The 20,454-nt window shown below is 46.9% G+C and carries 23 protein-coding genes; 3 read left to right on the top strand and 20 right to left on the bottom strand.

Features of this window, described 5'->3' with window-relative positions; all coding sequences use genetic code 11:
* Positions 1 to 141 precede the first annotated feature (141 nt).
* The 16 genes from lysA to MNQ98_RS10575 all read right to left on the bottom strand — a co-directional run bounded on the left by lysA (position 142) and on the right by MNQ98_RS10575 (position 14,280).
* Complete coding sequence (gene lysA, locus MNQ98_RS10650; protein ID WP_241933140.1) at positions 142 to 1,473, bottom strand: diaminopimelate decarboxylase; 1,332 nt, start codon at positions 1,471 to 1,473, stop codon at positions 142 to 144.
* A 117-nt stretch (positions 1,474 to 1,590) separates the two neighbouring features.
* A complete protein-coding gene (locus tag MNQ98_RS10645) occupies positions 1,591 to 3,225 on the bottom strand; it encodes a spore germination protein (protein WP_241933139.1) in 1,635 nt (544 codons plus the stop codon).
* Positions 3,226 to 3,251: 26 nt separating this feature from the next.
* On the bottom strand, positions 3,252 to 3,677 hold the full coding sequence (locus MNQ98_RS10640) for a stage V sporulation protein AB (protein WP_241933138.1): 426 nt from the start codon (positions 3,675 to 3,677) through the stop codon (positions 3,252 to 3,254).
* Positions 3,674 to 4,339 (bottom strand): stage V sporulation protein AA, encoded by a 666-nt coding sequence (locus MNQ98_RS10635; protein WP_241933137.1) that lies wholly within the window; start codon positions 4,337 to 4,339, stop codon positions 3,674 to 3,676. Before MNQ98_RS10635 ends, MNQ98_RS10640 begins: the two co-directional genes overlap by 4 nt.
* 137 nt (positions 4,340 to 4,476) lie before the next feature.
* Positions 4,477 to 5,232 (bottom strand): RNA polymerase sporulation sigma factor SigF, encoded by a 756-nt coding sequence (gene sigF, locus MNQ98_RS10630; RefSeq protein ID WP_208914600.1) that lies wholly within the window; start codon positions 5,230 to 5,232, stop codon positions 4,477 to 4,479.
* An 11-nt stretch (positions 5,233 to 5,243) separates the two neighbouring features.
* Positions 5,244 to 5,702: an anti-sigma F factor gene (gene spoIIAB, locus MNQ98_RS10625; RefSeq protein WP_208914601.1), complete on the bottom strand. Its 459-nt coding sequence runs from the start codon at positions 5,700 to 5,702 to the stop codon at positions 5,244 to 5,246.
* Entirely contained in the window at positions 5,699 to 6,052 is a 354-nt protein-coding gene (gene spoIIAA, locus MNQ98_RS10620) for an anti-sigma F factor antagonist (protein ID WP_208914602.1), read from the bottom strand. Before spoIIAA ends, spoIIAB begins: the two co-directional genes overlap by 4 nt.
* Positions 6,053 to 6,142: 90 nt before the next feature.
* On the bottom strand, positions 6,143 to 7,324 hold the full coding sequence (locus MNQ98_RS10615) for a D-alanyl-D-alanine carboxypeptidase family protein (RefSeq protein WP_241933136.1): 1,182 nt from the start codon (positions 7,322 to 7,324) through the stop codon (positions 6,143 to 6,145).
* 292 nt (positions 7,325 to 7,616) lie between these two features.
* Positions 7,617 to 8,444 (bottom strand): purine-nucleoside phosphorylase, encoded by an 828-nt coding sequence (locus MNQ98_RS10610; protein ID WP_241933135.1) that lies wholly within the window; start codon positions 8,442 to 8,444, stop codon positions 7,617 to 7,619.
* A 24-nt stretch (positions 8,445 to 8,468) separates the two neighbouring features.
* Complete coding sequence (deoB, locus tag MNQ98_RS10605; protein ID WP_241933134.1) at positions 8,469 to 9,662, bottom strand: phosphopentomutase; 1,194 nt, start codon at positions 9,660 to 9,662, stop codon at positions 8,469 to 8,471.
* A gap of 100 nt (positions 9,663 to 9,762) precedes the next feature.
* Entirely contained in the window at positions 9,763 to 10,656 is an 894-nt protein-coding gene (xerD, locus tag MNQ98_RS10600) for a site-specific tyrosine recombinase XerD (RefSeq protein WP_241933133.1), read from the bottom strand.
* 46 nt (positions 10,657 to 10,702) lie between these two features.
* Positions 10,703 to 10,936: a YqzK family protein gene (locus tag MNQ98_RS10595; RefSeq protein WP_208914607.1), complete on the bottom strand. Its 234-nt coding sequence runs from the start codon at positions 10,934 to 10,936 to the stop codon at positions 10,703 to 10,705.
* A gap of 266 nt (positions 10,937 to 11,202) precedes the next feature.
* On the bottom strand, positions 11,203 to 11,667 hold the full coding sequence (gene fur, locus MNQ98_RS10590; protein WP_208914608.1) for a ferric iron uptake transcriptional regulator: 465 nt from the start codon (positions 11,665 to 11,667) through the stop codon (positions 11,203 to 11,205).
* Positions 11,668 to 11,761: 94 nt separating this feature from the next.
* Complete coding sequence (spoIIM, locus tag MNQ98_RS10585) at positions 11,762 to 12,400, bottom strand: stage II sporulation protein M (RefSeq protein WP_241933132.1); 639 nt, start codon at positions 12,398 to 12,400, stop codon at positions 11,762 to 11,764.
* 82 nt (positions 12,401 to 12,482) lie between these two features.
* Positions 12,483 to 13,700: an endonuclease Q family protein gene (locus MNQ98_RS10580; RefSeq protein ID WP_241933131.1), complete on the bottom strand. Its 1,218-nt coding sequence runs from the start codon at positions 13,698 to 13,700 to the stop codon at positions 12,483 to 12,485.
* Position 13,701: 1 nt separating this feature from the next.
* A complete protein-coding gene (locus MNQ98_RS10575; RefSeq protein ID WP_241933130.1) occupies positions 13,702 to 14,280 on the bottom strand; it encodes an NUDIX domain-containing protein in 579 nt (192 codons plus the stop codon).
* Positions 14,281 to 14,373: 93 nt separating this feature from the next.
* Here MNQ98_RS10575 and mciZ point away from each other — a divergent pair, with 93 nt between their 5' ends.
* Both mciZ and MNQ98_RS10565 read left to right on the top strand, forming a co-directional pair.
* Complete coding sequence (gene mciZ / locus MNQ98_RS10570) at positions 14,374 to 14,526, top strand: Z-ring formation inhibitor MciZ (RefSeq protein WP_241933129.1); 153 nt, start codon at positions 14,374 to 14,376, stop codon at positions 14,524 to 14,526.
* A 109-nt stretch (positions 14,527 to 14,635) separates the two neighbouring features.
* Positions 14,636 to 15,835 (top strand): hypothetical protein, encoded by a 1,200-nt coding sequence (locus MNQ98_RS10565; protein WP_241933128.1) that lies wholly within the window; start codon positions 14,636 to 14,638, stop codon positions 15,833 to 15,835.
* A 94-nt stretch (positions 15,836 to 15,929) separates the two neighbouring features.
* On the opposite strand, the gene MNQ98_RS10560 is transcribed toward MNQ98_RS10565, so the two are convergent.
* Positions 15,930 to 17,057: a tripeptidase T gene (locus MNQ98_RS10560; RefSeq protein ID WP_241933127.1), complete on the bottom strand. Its 1,128-nt coding sequence runs from the start codon at positions 17,055 to 17,057 to the stop codon at positions 15,930 to 15,932.
* Positions 17,058 to 17,166: 109 nt separating this feature from the next.
* On the opposite strand from MNQ98_RS10560, the gene prli42 reads away from it, so the two are divergent.
* Positions 17,167 to 17,268, top strand: coding sequence for a stressosome-associated protein Prli42 (gene prli42 / locus MNQ98_RS10555; RefSeq protein ID WP_208914615.1), 102 nt, complete (start codon positions 17,167 to 17,169; stop codon positions 17,266 to 17,268).
* Between the two features lie 4 nt (positions 17,269 to 17,272).
* Here the strand turns inward: prli42 and lipB are convergent, their stop codons facing one another.
* The 3 genes from lipB to MNQ98_RS10540 form a co-directional block, all read right to left on the bottom strand.
* Positions 17,273 to 17,974 carry a lipoyl(octanoyl) transferase LipB gene (gene lipB, locus MNQ98_RS10550; protein WP_241933126.1) on the bottom strand — a complete coding sequence of 234 codons (702 nt, stop codon included), beginning with the start codon at positions 17,972 to 17,974 and terminating at the stop codon, positions 17,273 to 17,275.
* Between the two features lie 83 nt (positions 17,975 to 18,057).
* Complete coding sequence (locus MNQ98_RS10545) at positions 18,058 to 19,446, bottom strand: dihydrolipoamide acetyltransferase family protein (RefSeq protein ID WP_241933125.1); 1,389 nt, start codon at positions 19,444 to 19,446, stop codon at positions 18,058 to 18,060.
* A gap of 19 nt (positions 19,447 to 19,465) precedes the next feature.
* Positions 19,466 to 20,452, bottom strand: a complete 987-nt coding sequence (locus tag MNQ98_RS10540) for an alpha-ketoacid dehydrogenase subunit beta (RefSeq protein ID WP_241933124.1) — start codon at positions 20,450 to 20,452, stop codon at positions 19,466 to 19,468.
* Between the last annotated feature and the right edge of the window lie 2 nt (positions 20,453 to 20,454).

The raw sequence follows: 20,454 nt of genomic DNA, 5'->3' as shown, positions 1-20,454 counted from the left end.
GTCTATCGACGTACCCTAAAGAAGGCAGATCGCACTTATTGGTAGTTTTTCTTGCAAGATAAAGTTGCAGGTACTCAGAAAAAAAGGATCCCCCTATACAGATGTAAAGGAGTGATCCTTGTTGCGGGCAGGTCAGTATATCTAGCTCAATACGGTCTGCTTGTTGATACGTACTGGAACCACGTCGTGTCTGACAATATCTTCAAGACTCTCGCGACGAACGACCAGATCGCCAATACCATCTTTAACGAACACAACCGCCGGCTTGCGGATCCGGTTGTAATTGCTCGCCATGGAATAGTTGTAGGCTCCTGTACAAGCTACGGCAAGCAAGTCGCCGGATTCAACTTTGGGCAGTTCAACATCCCAAATTAGCATATCGCCGCTTTCGCAGCATTTTCCTGCGATCGAGACCTTCTCTTCAATCGGATCATTCGCCCGATTAGCGAGAAGTGCCTCATATTGGGATTCATACAGCGCAGGACGAGGATTATCTGTCATACCTCCGTCAACTGCGACATATTTACGCACGCCCGGAATATCTTTGCTGGTTCCCACCGTATACAGGGTTGTTCCTGCATCGCCTACGATACTGCGGCCCGGTTCAACCCAAATCTCGGGAAGTTCAGGTGCAATGCCTGCAAAATGTGTCTTGACTGCGTCTGTGATCGCTTTAACATACTGCGATACATGAAGTGGAGTATCCCCTTCCACGTAACGGATACCAAAACCGCCGCCGAGGTTTACTACGCTGAACGTCACGTTCAGACCTTCTTTAACAGAACGTGTAAATTCAGCTACACGCTGAACCGCCATCTGGAAGCCTTCCACTTCGAAAATCTGTGATCCGATATGGGAGTGCAATCCGAGAAGTTCAAGATTTGGTTGAGACGCTGCAAGCTTCACCGCTTCATAAGCCGAGCCGTTACCAATGTCAAATCCGAATTTGGAATCGGTTTGACCAGTGGAGATATATTCATGCGTGTGTGCTTCTACACCAGGAGTTACGCGAAGCAGAATCTTAACTTGACGGCCCTTCTCAGCCGCAATAGCCTGCAGCAGATGAAGTTCTACCTCATTGTCTACAACAAAGCAGCCGATATGGGCATCCAAAGCCATTTCGATTTCATCCGGTGTTTTGTTATTGCCGTGGAAATGTATCCGTTCCGCGGGGAACCCCGCTTCCAGCGCCGTGTATAGCTCGCCATCCGATACGACATCAAGGGACATCCCCTCTTCTTCCGCCAGACGGCACATAGCCATCACACAAAAAGCCTTACTTGCATAAGCCACCTGATATTTCAAGCCTGAAACCTTGAAAGCGTCGATATATTCCCTGCAGCGGTTACGAACCGACTGCTCGTCTACAATATAAAGAGGGGTTCCGAACTGTGCTTTTAAATCAGCTGTATCGCACCCGCCAATTTCTAGATGTCCCCGTTCATTAATTCTGCTAGTACCGTGTAAAAACATCCCACAATTCCTCCGATCAATATTTACAAAATAAGATTATCGAATAATTGTTCACAGTATAGCAGACAACGAAACGTAAATAAAATGGATTTTTCAACATAACCTTTGTGTTATTTGTTATTGCTTTCTTTTTGGACTCATTTCAGGCCCCATTTTGCTGTTATCCCTGGTCTTGTTCAGAGCCGGACGTGATCTGGAATAAAGCAGCGGCTTTCGAAACAATACCTCCCCCATCGCCTTTGCACTAAATGGAATAAAAGGCCATAAATATGAGGAGTTATATGACCGATGTGTGGTCAGCATCAGAATAAGCAGCGTCGTTCCGATCACAAGCCCTTTTACCCCAAACATCGCTACTGCTATAAGAAGTGCAAGACGAACGACCCGGTTAGCTAACCCTAACTCATAACTCGGTGTCGCAAACATACCGACCGCGGCAACTGCCATATACAGCATCACTTCATTAACAAACAATCCCGTTTTAACGGCAACGTCCCCGATAAGAATCGCTGCAATCAATCCCATGGCAGATGCCAGAGGAGTTGGTGTATGAACAGCGGCAAGGCGCATTAAGTCCACCCCGAGTTCAACGATTAAGAACTGCATAATAATTGGAATTTCACCCGTTTCCTTTGGTCCCAATATATCGAGATAAGGCGGTTTCAGTTCAGGATGTATGACCAGTAGCATCCACAGCGGCAAAAGAAACATCGATGCGAATACACCGCCGAAACGAATCCAGCGCAGGTAAGTGCCCATAAACGGCGTCTGTCTGTTTTCTTCAGCATGCTGACACAGGTCAAAAAACGTTGTCGGCATAATCATCACGCTTGGTGAGGTGTCTACCATTACCACGACTCTGCCTTCGAGCAGGTGGGAGGCGACCACGTCAGGCCGCTCTGAATAACGAACCAGCGGATAAGGATGCCAGCCTTTATTAACAATAGCTTCTTCCAACTGTTTGTCTCCAAGAGGCAGTCCTTCCAGATCGAGCTCTTGAATTTTGTGGCGAATGGCCTCTACCTGATCCCTGTCGACAATATCATCTATGAAAATAATACACACGTCGGTTTGCGTACGTCGTCCCACCTGCATGGCTTCACAATGGAGTCCTGGATCCCGTACACGGCGCCGGACCAGATTAATGTTCGTAACTATAGATTCAGTAAATCCGTCCCTAGCGCCGCGCACGACCCGTTCAATTGCGGGCTCTTCAGGAGACCTTGTAGGATATTTTCTCGTATCCAGCAGAATGGCTGTATGTTCGCCTTCAAAAAAAACGGCACACAATCCCGAGAGTACATTATTAATCGCTTCACTTAGTTCAGTAATCTCCTCCACCTGAACATAAGGAATATACTGGTTCTTGATCGTTGAAACGATATGATTGCCTACATCCTCTGGAGTCAAATAGGTAAAACGATCTAGAATTTCCGTCAATACCACATCATTGGTAAACCCATTTAAAAACAACAATCCCGTATTTCTGCCGGCAATTTTCATTTCACGCAGGACGACGTCAAAAGAAACACCAAGCCCCACTACCTCTTTCAAGATTTCCTTCAGATCTTTCAAATTGCCGGGGATTTCATCGGAACCCTGCCAATACACTACAGATTCGTGAGTGTTGTCAGAGGATTCGGCATTTCTTTTATTGACTAACTCCTCCTCTTCAAGTGACTTTTTGACAGAAGGAGGAATCACCGGAATGTTTTCCTCTCCATAGCCTGTTGATCCCGTCTTATCATCCATTTACTTTACCTCCTTATTGCCGTCGCTTACTGTCGGTAAACAAACCAATCGAATAGTGACCCTGCAACTTTGCCGGCTACCATAGCCATTAACAAACCCAATAAATAACCAGTCAGCTTCAGACGCTTGGCTAAGATCGGCAGAACATTCAACACTTCGGTCAGAGCCGCTGCCAGCATACCGACAAACACACCGCAAAACAGTCCGATGATCGTACTGATCACAGGCCCCAAGGATGTTTTCCACATCCAGAAATCAGCGATCGTTCCGACTAATGACCCTGTAATCAGAGCTCCTTCATACCAGTGGACACGGTCATAGGTCCATGTTAATTGCGATAGTCTCGGTACAATATCAAGCACAATGATGAGCGCAATGACACCCCCACCAACTGCAATTCCACCTGCTATCCCGAGAAGTATAGAAATCAACTGCTGCATCAGGGTGATCATCGTTTTCCCCCTGGCTTTCTCTTTTGCATCGTCTTTTCCATCTCTGCCGTTCTCATCTTCCTGTATTCTTCAGCCACAACAAATTGATCAAGGTTCTCCTGATATAGATACATCTCAACTTCAAGCGGTGTTGGCTCCTCATTCCATTTCTTTTTGAATAAATGGTTGAAGAACACCGTCATCCCGAAACCGATCCCTAATGAATAGGCAATTTGAAACAAATAGGGATGCTCATCCCGTTGTCCTGTTACCATCTCGACAATTCGGATATGCACCTCCAACATGTTTACGTCGGCGTGGAAGTTCATGATGGTCAGAGCAGAGCCAAAAAACAGAAGCAGCCAAATGACCGGAAACCAAAATCGGGATGGCTTGGCAGAAGGGCCGATGAGTTCCACTAAAGTATGGTGGTTTCCCATCGGTTCAATATGCACTTCCGGAATGAGTTGTCGAATCTTTGGAATGATCTGAATCAAGTCCATCAGAAGCCTGTTGCCGTCCTGATCTTTGGGGTGAACGAGCGGCAAGCCGCACAGCTTCTCTTCCCATTCCGGGTCGCAAATAATAAAAGCAACATCTCCGAGTTTGACGGTCTGATCTCTGGGCAGGCGGATACGGCTCCGCAATTGCAAAAACACCGTCGGAGTGGGATTGGCTTTCATCCGGAACACTCCTTTACTGCTAAATTACCGTTAGTATGGGAAATGAATGCTCATCCTACTCTTTTTTACCTTTCCATATGCAGGCAACACAAAAACGCCGCTCCTCAAGGAACGACGTTTCAGGCTCAGTAACTGCACTACTGCGCAATCTGGTTACGGATACTTTGTAATATTTTCTTCTCAAGCCTTGAGACCTGCACCTGCGATATGCCAAGACGGCTGGCCACTTCAGACTGAGTCTGATCACGGTAATACCGCAAATAAACAATCAGCCGTTCGCGTTCAGACAAGCCTCCAATCGCTTCATTCAGTGCTAGCTTATCAAACCAGCGTTCCTGGGATTCGTCCGCAATCTGATCCATCAGAGTGATGGGATCTCCGTCGTTCTCGAATACCGTTTCATGGATGGAAGTTGGCGGCTTGTTCGCCTCTTGCGCGAAAACCACTTCCTCTGGTGTCACTCCGAGCTCTTCTGCCACTTCCTTAATCGTTGGCAGGCGGTCCAGGTGTTTGGAGAGCTCGTCCCGCTTTTTCCTAACTTTATTAGCCATTTCTTTTAACGAACGGCTTACCTTGAGCGTACCATCATCACGTAAAAAACGCTGAATTTCCCCGATAATCATCGGTACGGCATACGTCGAAAACTTCACGTCATAACTGAGATCGAATTTGTCAACGGATTTCAGAAGGCCGATACAACCGATCTGAAATAAATCCTCCGGCTCGTAACCCCGGTTCATGAACCGCTGCACAACCGACCAGACAAGACGAATATTACAGTTTACAAGCGTATCCCGGGCAACTGTGTCTCCGCTTTGGCTAAGTGCTATCAGACGCTTAACCTCCGCGTCGTCCAAATAAGTCTGCGAAGTCTTCTTCACATCGGCATCCATTTGTCCAACCCCTAATTATATAAAGCTTTCTTGGATTCGATCCGTTTTTTCATTTTGATCGATGTACCGGTCCCCGGCTCACTGATGACATCAAATTCGTCCATAAAGTTCTCCATGATCGTAAAGCCCATCCCTGAACGCTCAAGTTCAGGCTTAGACGTGTAAAGCGGCTGCTTAGCCATTTCGAGATCATCGATGCCATGCCCATTGTCCTCAATGACAAGAATGATCATATCCCCGTCGATCGCGGCTTCAATCTTCACCACACCCTCCGGGTTGCTGTCATAACCGTGGATAATGCAGTTTGTAACCGCTTCTGACACGACTGTCTTCAAATCACTGAGTTCATCCATTGTCGGATCAAGCTGAGATATAAACGCAGCCACAGCCACTCGGGCAAAGGATTCATTTTCCGATTTTGCGGCAAACTCCAGAGTCATGAAATTATGCTGCGTTTTCCCTTCACTCATGACACTACCTCCAAACCCGAGAGTGCAGTACTCTCGTTCTCATAAATGGGCATGATCTTAAACAACCCTGACATTTCAAGCAGACGATACACCGGCGCATTAACGTCACACAGAGCCATTTTCCCGCCCTTTTGTTTGATGAACTTGTACCGCCCGAGAATAACGCCCAGTCCCGAGCTGTCCATGAACTCAAGATCCTTCAGGCTGAACACTAGATGCTCTGTCTGACGGCGCTGGATGGCTTCATCCAGCTGCATCCGGACATGATCGGCGGTATGATGATCCAGTTCCCCTGAAAGTCTGACGATCAGCACATGCCGCTGGTGCTCCATTTCAACATGTAGATTCATGTTTGCTCACTCTCCTCCCTACATGAACAAAGATTTCTACGCCTGCAAAAGACTTTCCTGCTCCCCGACAAAACTAGAAGAAAACCCCTATCAATCTACATGAAACAACTGTCCTGTCGTACGCTTAAACAGCTTCCACCATCCTGCTTTCTTGACATCGGCCGGTGCCTTGAGTTCAAATTCCTTCACCAGCTGATCTCCTTGATACACCGACAGCTTGCCTACGACTTGTCCTGCGGTTATCGGTGCCTTAATCATTTTTGGAACGGTGACCTCATGACGGAGATCAGCAGTCTTTCCGCCTTTTTTTACAAGGACGCTGTAGTCCTGTTCAGCCTGGAGCTGCAGCTCCGGTACGGCACCTTTGGAAATTTTGATGTTCCCGAGCATCTCCCCTTTTTTATAGATCGAATGCTTGCTGTACTGGGAGAATGCATAGTCGAACATACGAGAAACTTCATTGTTGCGGTTTTTCGTATTTGGTGCCCCGAGCACGACAGCTACAGTACGAAGACCATCTCGCTTCGCCGTTGCCGAGAGACAAAATTTAGCTTCCGAGGTATAACCGGTTTTTAGACCGTCTGCTCCCGTATAAAAGCGAACCAACTTGTTCGTATTCACCAGCCAAAATGGCTTTTGAGTATCCTTACGCAAATAATCCTGGTATGCACCTGTGTACTTTGTAATCTGTTCATACTTCAGAAGCTCCCGGCTCATTAAAGCAATGTCGTGCGCTGAGCTGTAATGATTCTCTGCCGGAAGTCCATTGCAGTTCGCAAAGTTGGTATCCTTCATGCCAAGTTCCGCTGCTTTTTCATTCATCATCTTAACGAACCCTTCTTCAGATCCTGCGATTTTTTCCGCCATAGCTACGGATGCATCATTGCCGGATGCCATCGCAATACCCTTCAGCATCTCTTCAACGGACATTTCCTCACCCGGCTCCAGAAAAATCTGTGAACCTCCCATAGAAGCAGCATGATCGCTCGTGCGCACCATGTCCGTCATTTTCAACCTGCCGTCATCAATGGCTTCCATCGTCAACAGCATCGTCATAATCTTGGTGATACTGGCCGGAGGCAGCTTATCATGGCTGTTTTTCTCGTAAATAATGGTTCCGGTTTCCGCATCCAACAAAATGGCAGAGCGCGCACTTGGCGCCAGTTCACTGTCAGATACTCCGCCAGGTTTCTTCTCATCAGCATAGCTTGCAGCAGCTGGTGCAAACGCAACACAAAGTGAAAGTATCCCGGCAATAAACACCTTTTTCAAATCCGTCCCCTCCTGACAATCGTAATGGCATATCCCGCTCATGAAACGGGTCTGTTTCCATTGTCGTCAGGTTGGAAGTAAATTATTCCAGATTTTTGGCGGTTTACGTGTAAAAACTTGTTATTTCTCAAAAAATATCTGAAGAGGGATCCTAAATTCAAGAAATTCGGGGACAACAGCGATTGGAGGAACGATTCGTACAGGTAGCGTCTTAAAACAAATAAAGGGGATGTCCCAGGTCAATGACCTTTTGAGACATCCCACAACAAATACCAAACACTAGACTTGTAACTTACATGCTCGGAATGACTGCCATGACCAGACCGAGGAACTTCTCACGCACTTTTTCAGCGGTCTCCATTACTTCATCATGTGATAACGGTTGATCCAAAATGCCTGCCGCCATATTGCTGATACAAGAAATGCCGAGCACCTCCAGACCCGAATGACGGGCAACGATGACCTCAGATACCGTTGACATTCCAACCGCATCAGCGCCCAAAGTGCGCAGCATGACGATTTCAGCTGGTGTTTCATAGGTTGGCCCCAGAAGTCCCGCGTAAACCCCTTGCTGCAGCGTTATTCCCTGGCTTTCTGCCGTCTCTAAAGCCAACTTCCGTAAGCGTCGGCTGTACGCCTCGGACATATCCGGGAACCGCACGCCCAGTGCTGGGTCATTCGGTCCGATGAGCGGATTGCGTCCTGTCATATTTAAATGATCCGTAATCAACATCAGATCACCCGGCTCAAAGGAAGTATTAATTCCTCCTGCCGCGTTCGTGACCAGCAGACTCTTTACCCCAAGCTGTTTCATCACGCGCACCGGAAACGCTGTGAGCTCCGGGCCATATCCTTCGTACATATGGAAGCGGCCTTTCATCATAACGACAGGCCGATCCTGAATTTTACCTAGCAGCAGTTCGCCTTCATGTCCTTCTACCGTCGATACTGGAAAATGCGGAATGTCACTGTAAGGTATGGATACTGTATCCTCCAATAAGTCAGCGAGAACTCCGAGTCCAGACCCAAGAATTAGGCCAACCTCCGGCTGCACTCCGCCTTTGCTCCGGATAAACGCAGCTGCTTCTTCAATAATCCCTTGATTTAAGTTGTTACTCATTCCAGCACCTCTCCCCATTATTCATTATTTTAATTGCGATAAAAAGCTCTTGCCATGTTCCGACGTCTTTGCCCCGAAATTATCGGCTATGGTTGCGCCCACGTCTGAAAAGGTATCCCGAAGCCCAAGGCTTCCTGGGGCTGTCAACCCTGGACTATATACAAGCAGCGGTACATATTCCCGGGTGTGGTCCGTACCAGCATGAACCGGATCATTACCATGATCCGCTGAAATAATCAGTAAATCATCCTCCTTCAGCATTCCCATGATATTTGGAAGAGACTGGTCAAAGTACTTCAAGGCTTGTCCATAGCCCTTTGGATCGCGGCGGTGTCCGTAAAGTGAATCGAAATCGACCAAATTCGCGAACAACAGTCCGTTGAAATCTTTACTCAGCTGCTCGATCAATACTTCAATACCATGTTGGTTGCTTTTTGTTGGGAATGATTGTGTGACACCTTCCCCGGTGAATATGTCGTTAATCTTACCGACAGCAATAACATCCAACCCATGATGCTCAAGGGAGTTCATAATGGTCGGCTCAGGAGGCTTTACCGCATAGTCATGTCGGTTAGATGTACGAATAAAACTGCCTGGTTGTCCAATATACGGACGAGCGATAACTCTTCCTACCGAAAATTCAGGCTGAAGCGTAAGCCGCCGGGCAATTTCACAAGCTTTATACAGCTCCTCCAGTGGTATCACTTCTTCATGTGCCGCTATCTGAAACACACTGTCAGCCGATGTATACACGATCCAAGCCCCGGACTTCATCTGCTCTTCGCCGTACTCTTCAATAATTTCCGTACCCGAGGCCGGTTTATTTCCAATGACTCTACGGCCTGTCTGCTGTTCGAACTGTGCAATGAGCGCCGAAGGAAAACCCTGAGGGTACGTATTAAACGGCGTTTTTACTCGCAAGCCCATGAGTTCCCAGTGCCCGGTCATCGTATCTTTACCAACCGATTGCTCTTGCATTTTACCATAATAAGCATGAGGGGAATCTGAAGGTGTCACGTTCGGCAATGGAGCTATATTCCCTAGTCCCAGATTTTTCAAATTCGGTAATGACAGATCCGGATTATGTTCCAAAATATGACCCAGTGTATGAGCCCCAATATCCCCGAATTTAGCTGCGTCCGGCGCTTCCCCGATCCCCACGCTGTCAAGCACAATAAAACATATCCGCTGAAAACGATATTTGGTGTTGTCTGACATGTTCAATCACTCCTCGTTTATTGGTAGGTTCGGCATTGGAATTACCTTCGATCTACATGAATTGCGGTGATGGCCTCATCCGTGGAAAAGATACAAAAGGCTAATTTCCTGCCCGCGGATGATGGGTCTCATAAACTTCTTTCATACTTTTTTTGGGTGTTTGGTACATTTGTGTCGTCGATATATCGGAATGGCCAAGCATCTCCTGCACGGAACGCAGATCTGCTCCATTATCCAGCATATGAATAGCGAAAGAATGACGGAGTGTATGAGGCGTAATGTCCTCCGTAATCCCAGCCTCCTTGCCGTGTTTTTTAATAATTTTCCAAAAGCCCTGACGTGTCAGCCTGGTACCGAGCGCGTTCAAAAACAGTCCTTCCTCTTCACTACCCGCTTTGAGAAGCTTCTCCCTCATTCCAGCCAGATACAGTTCCACGCTGCGTGCAGCAATCGGACTTATTGGCAGAATCCGTTCCTTCCCGGAGCTTCCAGTGCAACGTACAAACCTCATATCTGTATTTACATCATGGACCCCCAGTGTTACCAGCTCCGAGACACGAATGCCGGCCGCATACAACAGCTCCAGCATTGCTTTATCCCGGGCCCCATGAGGAGTAGAGCCATCCGGTGCACTAAGCAGCTTGTCTACTTGTTCAATAGAAAGTGCCTTAGGAATCTTGCGTTCTGGCTTCGGTGTCTCCAGCATGATAGACGGATCCTGCACAATAACGGAACGACGCACCAAATATTGAAAAAAAGAGCGGAGAGAAACCGTGCATCGCATCATCGTGGATGGGGCTCTGCCCTTTTGCTTTAAACTTCCCAAATACAAACTAAGCAGTGTGCGGTTTACATCCGCCGGTTCATCCACTCCGCGCTGCTCCGCGAAATCAATAAAGCCTGCAATATCTTTATGGTATGATCCTGTAGTGCTGCTCGACAGCCCTCTTTCCTCCGATAAGAAGGATATATAGGCGTCCAAATACTGCTTCATGATTTATTCTGCTCCTTATCACTGCTCTTCCATACGTAGCAGACGTTTATTCGCCATACCAATAGTATAAGCGAAGTCTGTCACGTGGTGTTACCCATGTCTCCATGGAGTTTTCAGGCTGAAAAGCCTTTACGGCATGTCCGACCGGTACCCGGTATGGATCAGATGGAGCTACCCATTGATTAACCAGGGACAGCGCATAGTAAAAAAACAACGTAAGAACGGTAAATAAAACGATAAATCTTATAAAGGAACCGATTTTTCGTAAAGAAATAATCATAACCACATCGCCCCTCTTCCATGAGAAAAACATCTATCGATGACAGACCGCCTTTTGCGAAGGTGTTTATACTTTCCTATATCTTAGAAAAGCCCTGTCACCCAAGCCTATGAGCATCTTCCATGTAATATGACGTATGTACAGACTACATTTACCGGTAGTATTTCTTACGATATAAATATCTTCAAAAAAAGCCCTCCCGGGGACATCCATCTCCGTAAGAGGGCTACCTGTGTGACGTATCACCACAGATTATTGCTATCGCATTATGACTCACTGCTATCATGTCTTCCCTTATCCTTACAGCGGTAACAGATGCCGTGGAAATCAAGACGATGATCATGAACGGTGAAATTAAATTCCTTCTCAAGCCGCTCTTCCAATGGTCCAAGCCAATCCTCGCGTATTTCATCCATGCTTCCGCATTGGGTACAAATCAGATGATGATGATGATGTTTAGACGTGTCCGTCCGCAAATCGTAACGCGCTACACCATCGCCAAAGTTGATCTTCTCCACCACATGCAGCTCGCTCAGAAGCTCGAGGGTACGGTACACGGTTGCCAGACCGATCTCGGGAGCTTTTTCTTTAACGAGCATAAAAACGTCTTCTGCGCTGAGATGATCATCCTCATTCTCCAACAATACGCTGACGGTGGCTTCCCTTTGGGGCGTTAATTTGTAGCCTTGGGATTGTAACTGCTGTTTAATTTTGTCGATCCGTGCTTCCATCGTTTCCCTCCCCCTTGGAAATCACTGCACGTAATTGTTCACTTCCTTCATTATAGGGGGACTTTGCAAATAAAGTCAAACGGTTTTGCTACATCTAAAGACTACTAGCCGGAAGAAGCATCGGTGCTACCCACTGCATCATACTAGGAGTGATCCAGGTTTCAAATGATGATATGCCCAGGATTAGCAGAGCCATCACACAGGTCAGGCCTATATACGAGGCAAAGGGCTTCGTTACACTTCCGCTACGCTGCATTAGAAGACGGTTTTTGATGATATATAGAGAAAAGGTTATTGCTGCTACACTGCACATCATCAGCACCGGGATGACAAGCAAATTTTGGGGCGCAACAGACACTAGTGCAAACAGCAGACCTTTCCAGGAATATTGACCAACAAGATAACCTACCGTAAAACCAATAAGAACGCCTTTAAAGAAATCCAGTATAAGAATGCCCGGAAGGCCGATGACAGACAGTCCCAAAATCCAGATTAACCCTAGCCATTTCAAATGGAGTGCCGCAATACTGCCGAACGAAGCTGGAATTTCCCCTTCACCGCCTTCGTGCAAGGTCAGAAAAAAGTGGTCCAAATAACCTGCAAGATCCTGCTGCTGTTCCAAAGACAGCGCGTTTACCATCAAGGCTCCAAACAGCACCCCTACTAAAAATAAGACGGCAACAAACACATATAGAGGCATCTGATCCTTAAAACTCTGGCGGAATGATTGCATGAAATAGAGTCTCCTTTCCTGTCTCTATTCCTACTCTATGTGTGTTTAATGCCGTCTATGACTTTGCAATTTTAATAGTCTTTTATTTTCGGACGACCTTGCCGTACGTTCCACCTCCGCCGGATGAGAGCTCAAGAATTCCGTCTCTGGCCATAACAATACTTCGTGCAAGATCTTCTCCAACAACACACGCAATATCAGTCTCGGAAGCGCGGTGAAGGATCGCCATTTCGGTTCCGAATGTTGTAAGCAGCTTGGACATGGCTACCTTTCCTAGACCCGGAATAAATTCCAGAGGGACTTGATAGTAATACGGGGGCCTATGGGAGGGCAAGGACGGCAGATTTCTGTCGGCAATGGATACAATTCGGTCAAACACCCCTTGAACCGTCTTCAGGCTACCACAATACGGACATCTGTCCACTGAAGACACAATGCTCTCCTCGTCCAAAATGCTGCTGCAGCCGGAACAGTATGTTCGGTGGTACTTGCCAAGACGAGGATTAAGACCGTAGTTCGCCAACACCTGTCTTCCATCCTTTCGGCCCAGAGCCAAGCGAAATTCATCAAAAGACGGGGTTAACATCCGGATTTTATTGTATTCTCGGCCAATCTTCCCAAGTGAATGTGCATCGGAGTTCGTCAAAAATGAATAGTCATCCAGCTCCGAAATATGTCCCGCCATCGATGAATCGGCACTTAATCCGAGCTCTATGGCCGAAATACCCCGAAGATCAAACACATCGGACATCCTGTCAGCCATACTTCCATAAAGACCTTTATGTGGAGTAAACACATGTGCCGGTATTAGAATCCCGCCCCGGTCCAGTATTTCCTGCTGAAGATCTCTAGGTTGAACGTAAATGCGCTGTGAGCTCAGCTGGACATTTTTCATATAACGAGACATCCAGCGTGTGAAATCCTGCATCGTATCCAGATCACGAAAATAAGCCAGAACATGCGCCGCTCCTCTACCGCTCTCCCTGATCTCAATCTCACTTCCAAGCAGAATGACAGTATCCTTGTAGGCAATACCCCCGCCATGAATTTCTTTCATTGCACTGCTGTCCAAACAGGTCAGGATATCATCCTGCACCGAAGGAGAGTGGCAGTCGATAATGCCGATCATCTCAATTCCTTTACGCACGGCAGCTTCCTCCGCAATATTCTCAAACGTAAGGTTACGGCTTCCGCTAATTTTCACAGCCTGTCCGTTCCCCGTCCGTCCAATATGTATATGCAGATCGCTGTAAAAGTCCCGCAAACCGCCCGATTTATCAAAATGTGACTTATGATGCATTTCAGATTTTACCCGTCAGCTTGTACATGTTCCATGCATACACAGCCAAGATCGTTTTGGCATCACTGATACGTTCTTCCTGAATCAGGCGGTACGCTTCGTCTAATGTGATCTCAGACATTTCAAGAAATTCATCCTCATCCGGCTTCATATTCCCGCTTGTAAGGTCCTCGGCCAGATACAAATGGATAATTTCATCCGCAAAGCCTGGCGAAGTATAGAAGGATTGAAGCTTGCGGATCGTGCCGCACGTATATCCTGTCTCTTCCTGCAGCTCGCGTTTGGCAGCCTCCAACGGATCCTCTCCACGCTCCAGCTTCCCTGCAGGTATTTCGACTTCACAACGACCCAAAGGCTGTCTAAATTGATCTACAACGAGCATCTTATTGTCGCGGAGTGCAAGAATAGCAACTGCGCCCGGATGACGAACGACTTCACGAGTGGCCTGTTGGCCGTCCGGTAGAACAACCGTGTCTACCTGCAGCGATATAACTTTCCCTTTAAATATCCGTTCTGTTGATACTGTACTTTCTTCCAAAGACATGTTGGAATGGCGGTCTTTATTGCCGAGATCGCTCATAGTATGGCCTCCTTTGTTTAAAAACGGCATGACTGCCAAAACTGATGCATAAGCTGTATTATATCAAACTTCTTAAGAAAGAAGGAACGGACAATGAAGAGCTATCAAGGCACGAAATCCATACATATGGTCGGACAGGCTTGGCAAATTAAAATCATGCTGAAGCAGTGGCAAAAACAATGGGGTCCAGAGGTCACGATTGCTGAACTTTTAATCCAATCCAACGTAGATAAATACGAAAAATGAATATTAAACTAGGTCTTAAGACTCAAAATTCGACTTTTTTCTGTTTTTTTCGTTATATAAACATGACTAATACCCCTGTACATGTGTTCTATTATTGGGAGGTTTCGAAATGCGACATCTAATAAATAGAGAGCCCGATTGTAACACTGAACCACCGACACAAGCATATGAACTTGGCAAGTGGCATCAGAATCGCGGACATTTTGAAGAAGCTCTAACATGCTTTAAACAAGCTGCGATGGCTGCCAGCTATACAACACCAACTGATATGGAACGTTCTGCTTTAAGCTGGATCGAATACGGGCGTTTAAATGCAAAACTGAATAAATGTAACGAAGCAGCTGAATCGTTTAAGCATGCACTTTGCTTTGGAATGCCTTACGCCGCAAAGTCATTGAACGAGTGGGCCTTATTGCTGCATCAAGAAGGGATATGTGATAGAGACATATTCAATCGTCTCTTATTTGAGTTATCTTCACATTCCATTTGCACAACAGTACTCGGATGTGCCTTGAGAGAAATCGGAGCCTATACAGAAGCTGCACTTTGCTTTAATATGACCGAATATACCGATACTCAAACCGGAATCATTCATGCCCATTGTCTGATCAACGATGATCGATTAGATGAAGCAATGAATTTACTGGTTTCCTTGAACAATAAATGTGCTCTCGAAGACTCGACACAGGATGTGCATCGTGACTTAATCAGTATCACTATGTTCTTGTGCAAATGGCGGCTCAGCGGATCTCTCCCGTATCTCCCTGCCTACGATGATGATCGGTATAAACTTGCCGAAGTAGCTGTGTCCCTCGGTATGCTAGCTGAGGCCGATTTTATTCTTTCTACTGAAGGAACTGCTGGAGAGTACGCACTCATACATATGCTTTATTCTGAGGGTTATACGACATTAGCTGGAACGCGCATCAGCTGCCTGCCAGAAATTCAGGTTAATCATACACATCCGTATCTTAACGAGCTCCAATTTATTACTGCAGAACGACTATATGATCTAGGTGATTATGAAAGGGCTTCCGTCATATTTGAGAACCTACGTTTATCCCAACCGGAGCATACGGCATCCAGATTCGGAGAAGCCGCCTGTTATTTACAGTCTTCTCTTCTTTCCCTTTCTTCTCGTATGGCACGTATTGATAGCCCGGATACAGTGAAGGAGCAAGCCATGGAGTACATGCATAGCATTAACGCCGCACTTCATATTGTGGAGAACACCCATTGGCACACCATCTGGTCACCGGCTCAACGTCGCCGTGAGAACGGGATTGGTAGATCCACGACGCTGAATTAAATAGCCTGTTGAATAAAAAAGCCCACACACGGAAATTTGCTTCCGGATGTGGGCTCTGCTGTTTGTTTATTATTTCTCAGTAAAAGGGATTAGATCAACCCTTTGCTGCTTCTTGAACAATCGCAACAACAATCTGTGCTGCTTTGACCAGATCGGATGCCTTGATTCGTTCATTCGTTGTATGAATCTCCTCGTAACCAACAGCAAGATTTACGGTTGGAACGCCCAATCCGTTGAATATATTGGCATCACTGCCTCCTCCGGATGGGAACGTACGGCCTGACAGTCCAAGTCCACCAATCGCACGCTTGGCTAGCTGAACAACGTTATCGTTCTCGTTGTAGCTGAAAGCAGGGTATATAATTTCACTGCGGAATTCGCATTTTGCACCGTATTCCCGTACAGTCGTCTCCAGCGCATCGCGCATCAGATCAATCTGCTTCTCTACTTTTTCCTGAACGATACTTCTAGCTTCCGCGTCAATCTGTACGTAGTCGCATACGATGTTCGTCGGACCGCCACCTTGGAATTTCCCAATATTAGCAGTTGTTTCTTCATCGATCCGGCCGAGGTTCATCTTGGCGATAGACTTAGCGGCTACCTGAATGGCGCTGATACCATCTTCCGGATTTACTCCAGCATGAGCTGATTTCCCATTAATAATCATAGTTACCTTCGCCTGGGTCGGAGCTGCCACGGCGATAGCTCCTACTTCACCATTGGAATCCAGCGCATAACCGAGATCAGCATCCAGATACTTAGGATCCAGCGCACGTGCGCCCATGAGACCGGATTCTTCACCCGCTGTGATGATAAATTGAATTTTACCATGAGGGATTTTATTATCTTTGATTACACGAATAGCTTCAAGAAGTGCAGCAATCCCTGCTTTATCGTCTGAGCCGAGAATGGTGGTACCATCACTACGGATCCATCCATCTTCTCCGAGAACTGGTTTAATCCCATTGCCAGGCGTTACTGTATCCATGTGACAGGTGAAAAGAAGTTTAGGAGCTTTGTCCGCCTGTTCCGCTTCCCATGTAATGATCAAGTTGCCGGATCCGTGACCGGTTTTTTCTTTCGTATCATCCTCGACCACTTGAAGGCCTACGCTGCCGAATTTCTCTTTGAGCACAACTGAAATCTGTTCTTCATGCTTGGTCTCGCTGTCTACGCGAACCAATTCCATAAACTCATTAACAATACGCTCTTGTGAAATCATTGGACTTTCCTCTCTTTCTTAGATGGGTTACAATGTTGCTTGTACGATGTATAAAAAATGAATGCATCATGATGTTCATCATTTAAACTTAATCCAAAGGAGTAACACAATGCAACGTAAAAAATGGTTTCGTATCGTCATTTATCTCATGCTGGCTGCTATGATCGGCTCCACACTTTTTATTGTATTGGAACCTTTTCTCTTGCGCTAATGCCTTAAATAGTTTTTTGATTCCGCTGCTGAAGCTGGATCTCATAGGGAAAGACCCGGGTGAAATATGGTATTATCTCCCGGGCGACTTCCTCTACCAAGAAATTCTTCCCGGTACACTCCTCCAACGAAGTTACGCCGAACTCCTGTATACCGCAAGGAACAATGCCCGAGAAGCCTTCCTTCTCAATCCCTGCCTTTACGTTAAGTGCAAAGCCATGGCTTGTCACGAAACCCCTGTGATGCTTGCATTTGTTAAACTTTACCCCAATCGCACAGATTTTACGATCGCCGACCCATACGCCGGTGTACTCTGGTTTCCGCCCGGATTCAATTCCGAAATCTGCCAGATAATCGATAATAACCTGTTCCACGTTTCGCAAGTATCCGTGAAGATCCAGGTTTGCCCCACCATCCAAAAGCAGCAGCGGATATCCGACCAGTTGGCCCGGTCCATGATATGTAATATCTCCTCCGCGGTCTATCTCGTACAAGCCTATTCCCTGGGCTTCAAGCTCCTCTCTGCTGAGAAGCAAATGCTCCGGATGCCGCTGCGATCCCATGGTGTATGTCGGGGGATGCTGGAGGAGCATCAGACACTCACTACGCTCCCCCAGATCTATTCCCTTGACCCGCTCCTTTTGCAAGTCCCAGGCAGCCCCGTAATCCATTAACGGCGTATAAGATACATCTAATGCTTTCTTCATCCTGCTGTGCCTTCTTTCTTAGAGTACCCTAAAAAAAATCACTTTACCTTGTTAAGAAATCTCAGATGGGAGTAAATCAACAATCAATACAATTTCGTATCCAGTGTAAAACCTTCCAAGTTATCTTTCACCCGCTGCAAAAATCTTCCGCAGATAACGCCATCCAATATTCTATGATCCAAGGAAAGACAAATATTGGCCATAGACCGTACTGCGATCATGTCATTAATAACGACAGGTTTTTTGACAATGGACTCAAACGTTAAAATGGCCGCCTGAGGGTAATTGATTATCGGGTAGGACAAAATCGATCCAAAAGAACCTGTATTATTGACCGTAAACGTACCGCCCTGCATATCGTCGAGTGTCAGTTTACCTTCACGGGTCTTTCTGGCCAGCTCATCAATTTCACGAGCCAATCCGGCAATGTTTTTCTGGTCTGCTCTTTTGATGACAGGCGTCATGACCGAATCCTCTGTTCCGACCGCGAGGGAAAGATTTATCTCCCGCTTGACGACGATTTTGTCCACCGCCCAGAACGAGTTCATGATTGGGTAATCCTTGATCGCGTTGACAACGGCTTTCAGCAAAAAGGCCAGATAGGTCAGATTTACACCCTCATTACGCTTAAACTCATCCTTCAACTTGTTCCGGATTAGTACAAGATTAGTAACGTCGACCTCTATCATCGTCCAGGCATGTGGAATTTCGGATATACTTTGGCGCATGTTTCTTGCGATCGTACTACGGATCGGCGTCACATCAACAAAATATTCGCTTCTTCCGACTCCCGCTCCTTCGACCTCAATGGTCGGAATTTTCGGTAGCTCCGTTAAATGGAGACCAGAATGTCGAACATTCGGAATAACTGTTCCAAGCGGAGGACTTGGCTCTGCTTGGGGTTGATTCAGCATACCTGTAAACGGCGAAGCTGAAGATGCCGAAGGTTTCTGGATATCCGGTGCTGTAGGATTGACTGGTGCGGCTGTCGCCGTCTTCGCCGGACCTCCATGCTCAATGTAGGAGAGCACATCTTTACGCGTAATTCGGCCTCCCATACCTGTTCCTGTTACTTGATTAAGATCTATGCGGTGTTCTGCGGCCAGACTTTGCACAGCAGGAGAGTATCGTGCTCGCATCGAATCGCCTGCTGCAGGAGTGTTCTGTCCAGATGTTGGTTGAGACTGCGCTGGGGCTGCCGTTTCGGGTTCAATACTTCCCACAGCTGAAATACGACAGATGATTTCACCGACAGCAACCGTCCGACCTTCCTCTGCCAAAATTTCTCCCATAATCCCATCCATAGTCGATGGAATTTCCGCATTTACCTTATCGGTCATCACTTCACAGATAGGTTCATACTGCTCAATTCGGTCTCCCGGCTTTTTAAGCCATTTACCGATCGTAGCGGAGACAAGCGACTCCGCCAGCTGCGGCATCGCCACATCGGTCATTTTCCCGTTTTCAGACATGCTCACAACTCCTTATATCTTAATAAAGCGCCAGTTGACGCATGGATTCTTTCACTTTGTCCTTATTCAGCATATAAAACTTCTCCATTGGCGGACTGATTGGCATCGCAGGTACATCCGGTGCGCACAAGCGCATAATCGGGGCATCAAGTTCGTACAAACAGTTCTCTGCGATAATGGCGGCCACCTCGGCCCCAACACCACCGGTTTTGTTATCCTCATGCACGATCATTACTTTACCTGTTGTACGGGCAGCCTCCATGATGGCCTCCTGATCGAGCGGTTGCAGCGTTCTGAGATCCAGAACGTGTGCGGTAATCCCCTCTTCTCGTTCCAGTTCCTCCGCCGCCTGCATCACAAAGTGCAATGGTTGGCTGTATCCGATGACCGTAATGTCAGCACCCGCTCTCAGCAGGTTGGCTTTGCCGATTGGCACGGTGTAATCATCCTCAGGCACGTCACCTTTAATGAGCTTGTAACACTTTTTATTCTCAAAAAACAGAACCGGATCCGGGTCACGTACAGCTGCCTTAAGTAGTCCTTTTGCATCGTACGCTGTAAATGGAGCTACAATTTTAAGTCCAGGTGTCCCAAAGAATATAGATTCCGGACATTGAGAGTGGTAGAGCCCTCCGAAAATACCTCCGCCGATCGGAGCGCGGATAACGACGGGACAGCTCCAGTCATTATTAGAACGATAACGGATTTTTGCTGCTTCACTGATGATTTGGTTAGTCGCAGGCAACATAAAGTCTGAATACTGCATTTCAGCAATCGGCTTCATGCCGTACATCGCTGCACCAATAGCTACACCGGCTATGGCGGACTCGGCTAGCGGCGTATCCATGACACGCATTTCACCGAATTGTTCCATCAGACCCTTCGTTGTGGTAAACACGCCGCCTTTAACGCCGACATCCTCCCCAAGCACAAATACGGATTCATCTCTCTCCATTTCTTCCTTCATTGCAAGACGAATTGCATCGATATATTCCATAACGGCCATCT

It is taken from the genome of Paenibacillus sp. N3/727 (assembly GCF_022637315.1).
GTDB lineage: Bacteria > Bacillota > Bacilli > Paenibacillales > Paenibacillaceae > Paenibacillus_AQ > Paenibacillus_AQ uliginis.
The sequence above is the reverse complement of the archived record's forward strand: the minus strand, read 5'-3'. Positions and strand labels throughout refer to the sequence as shown.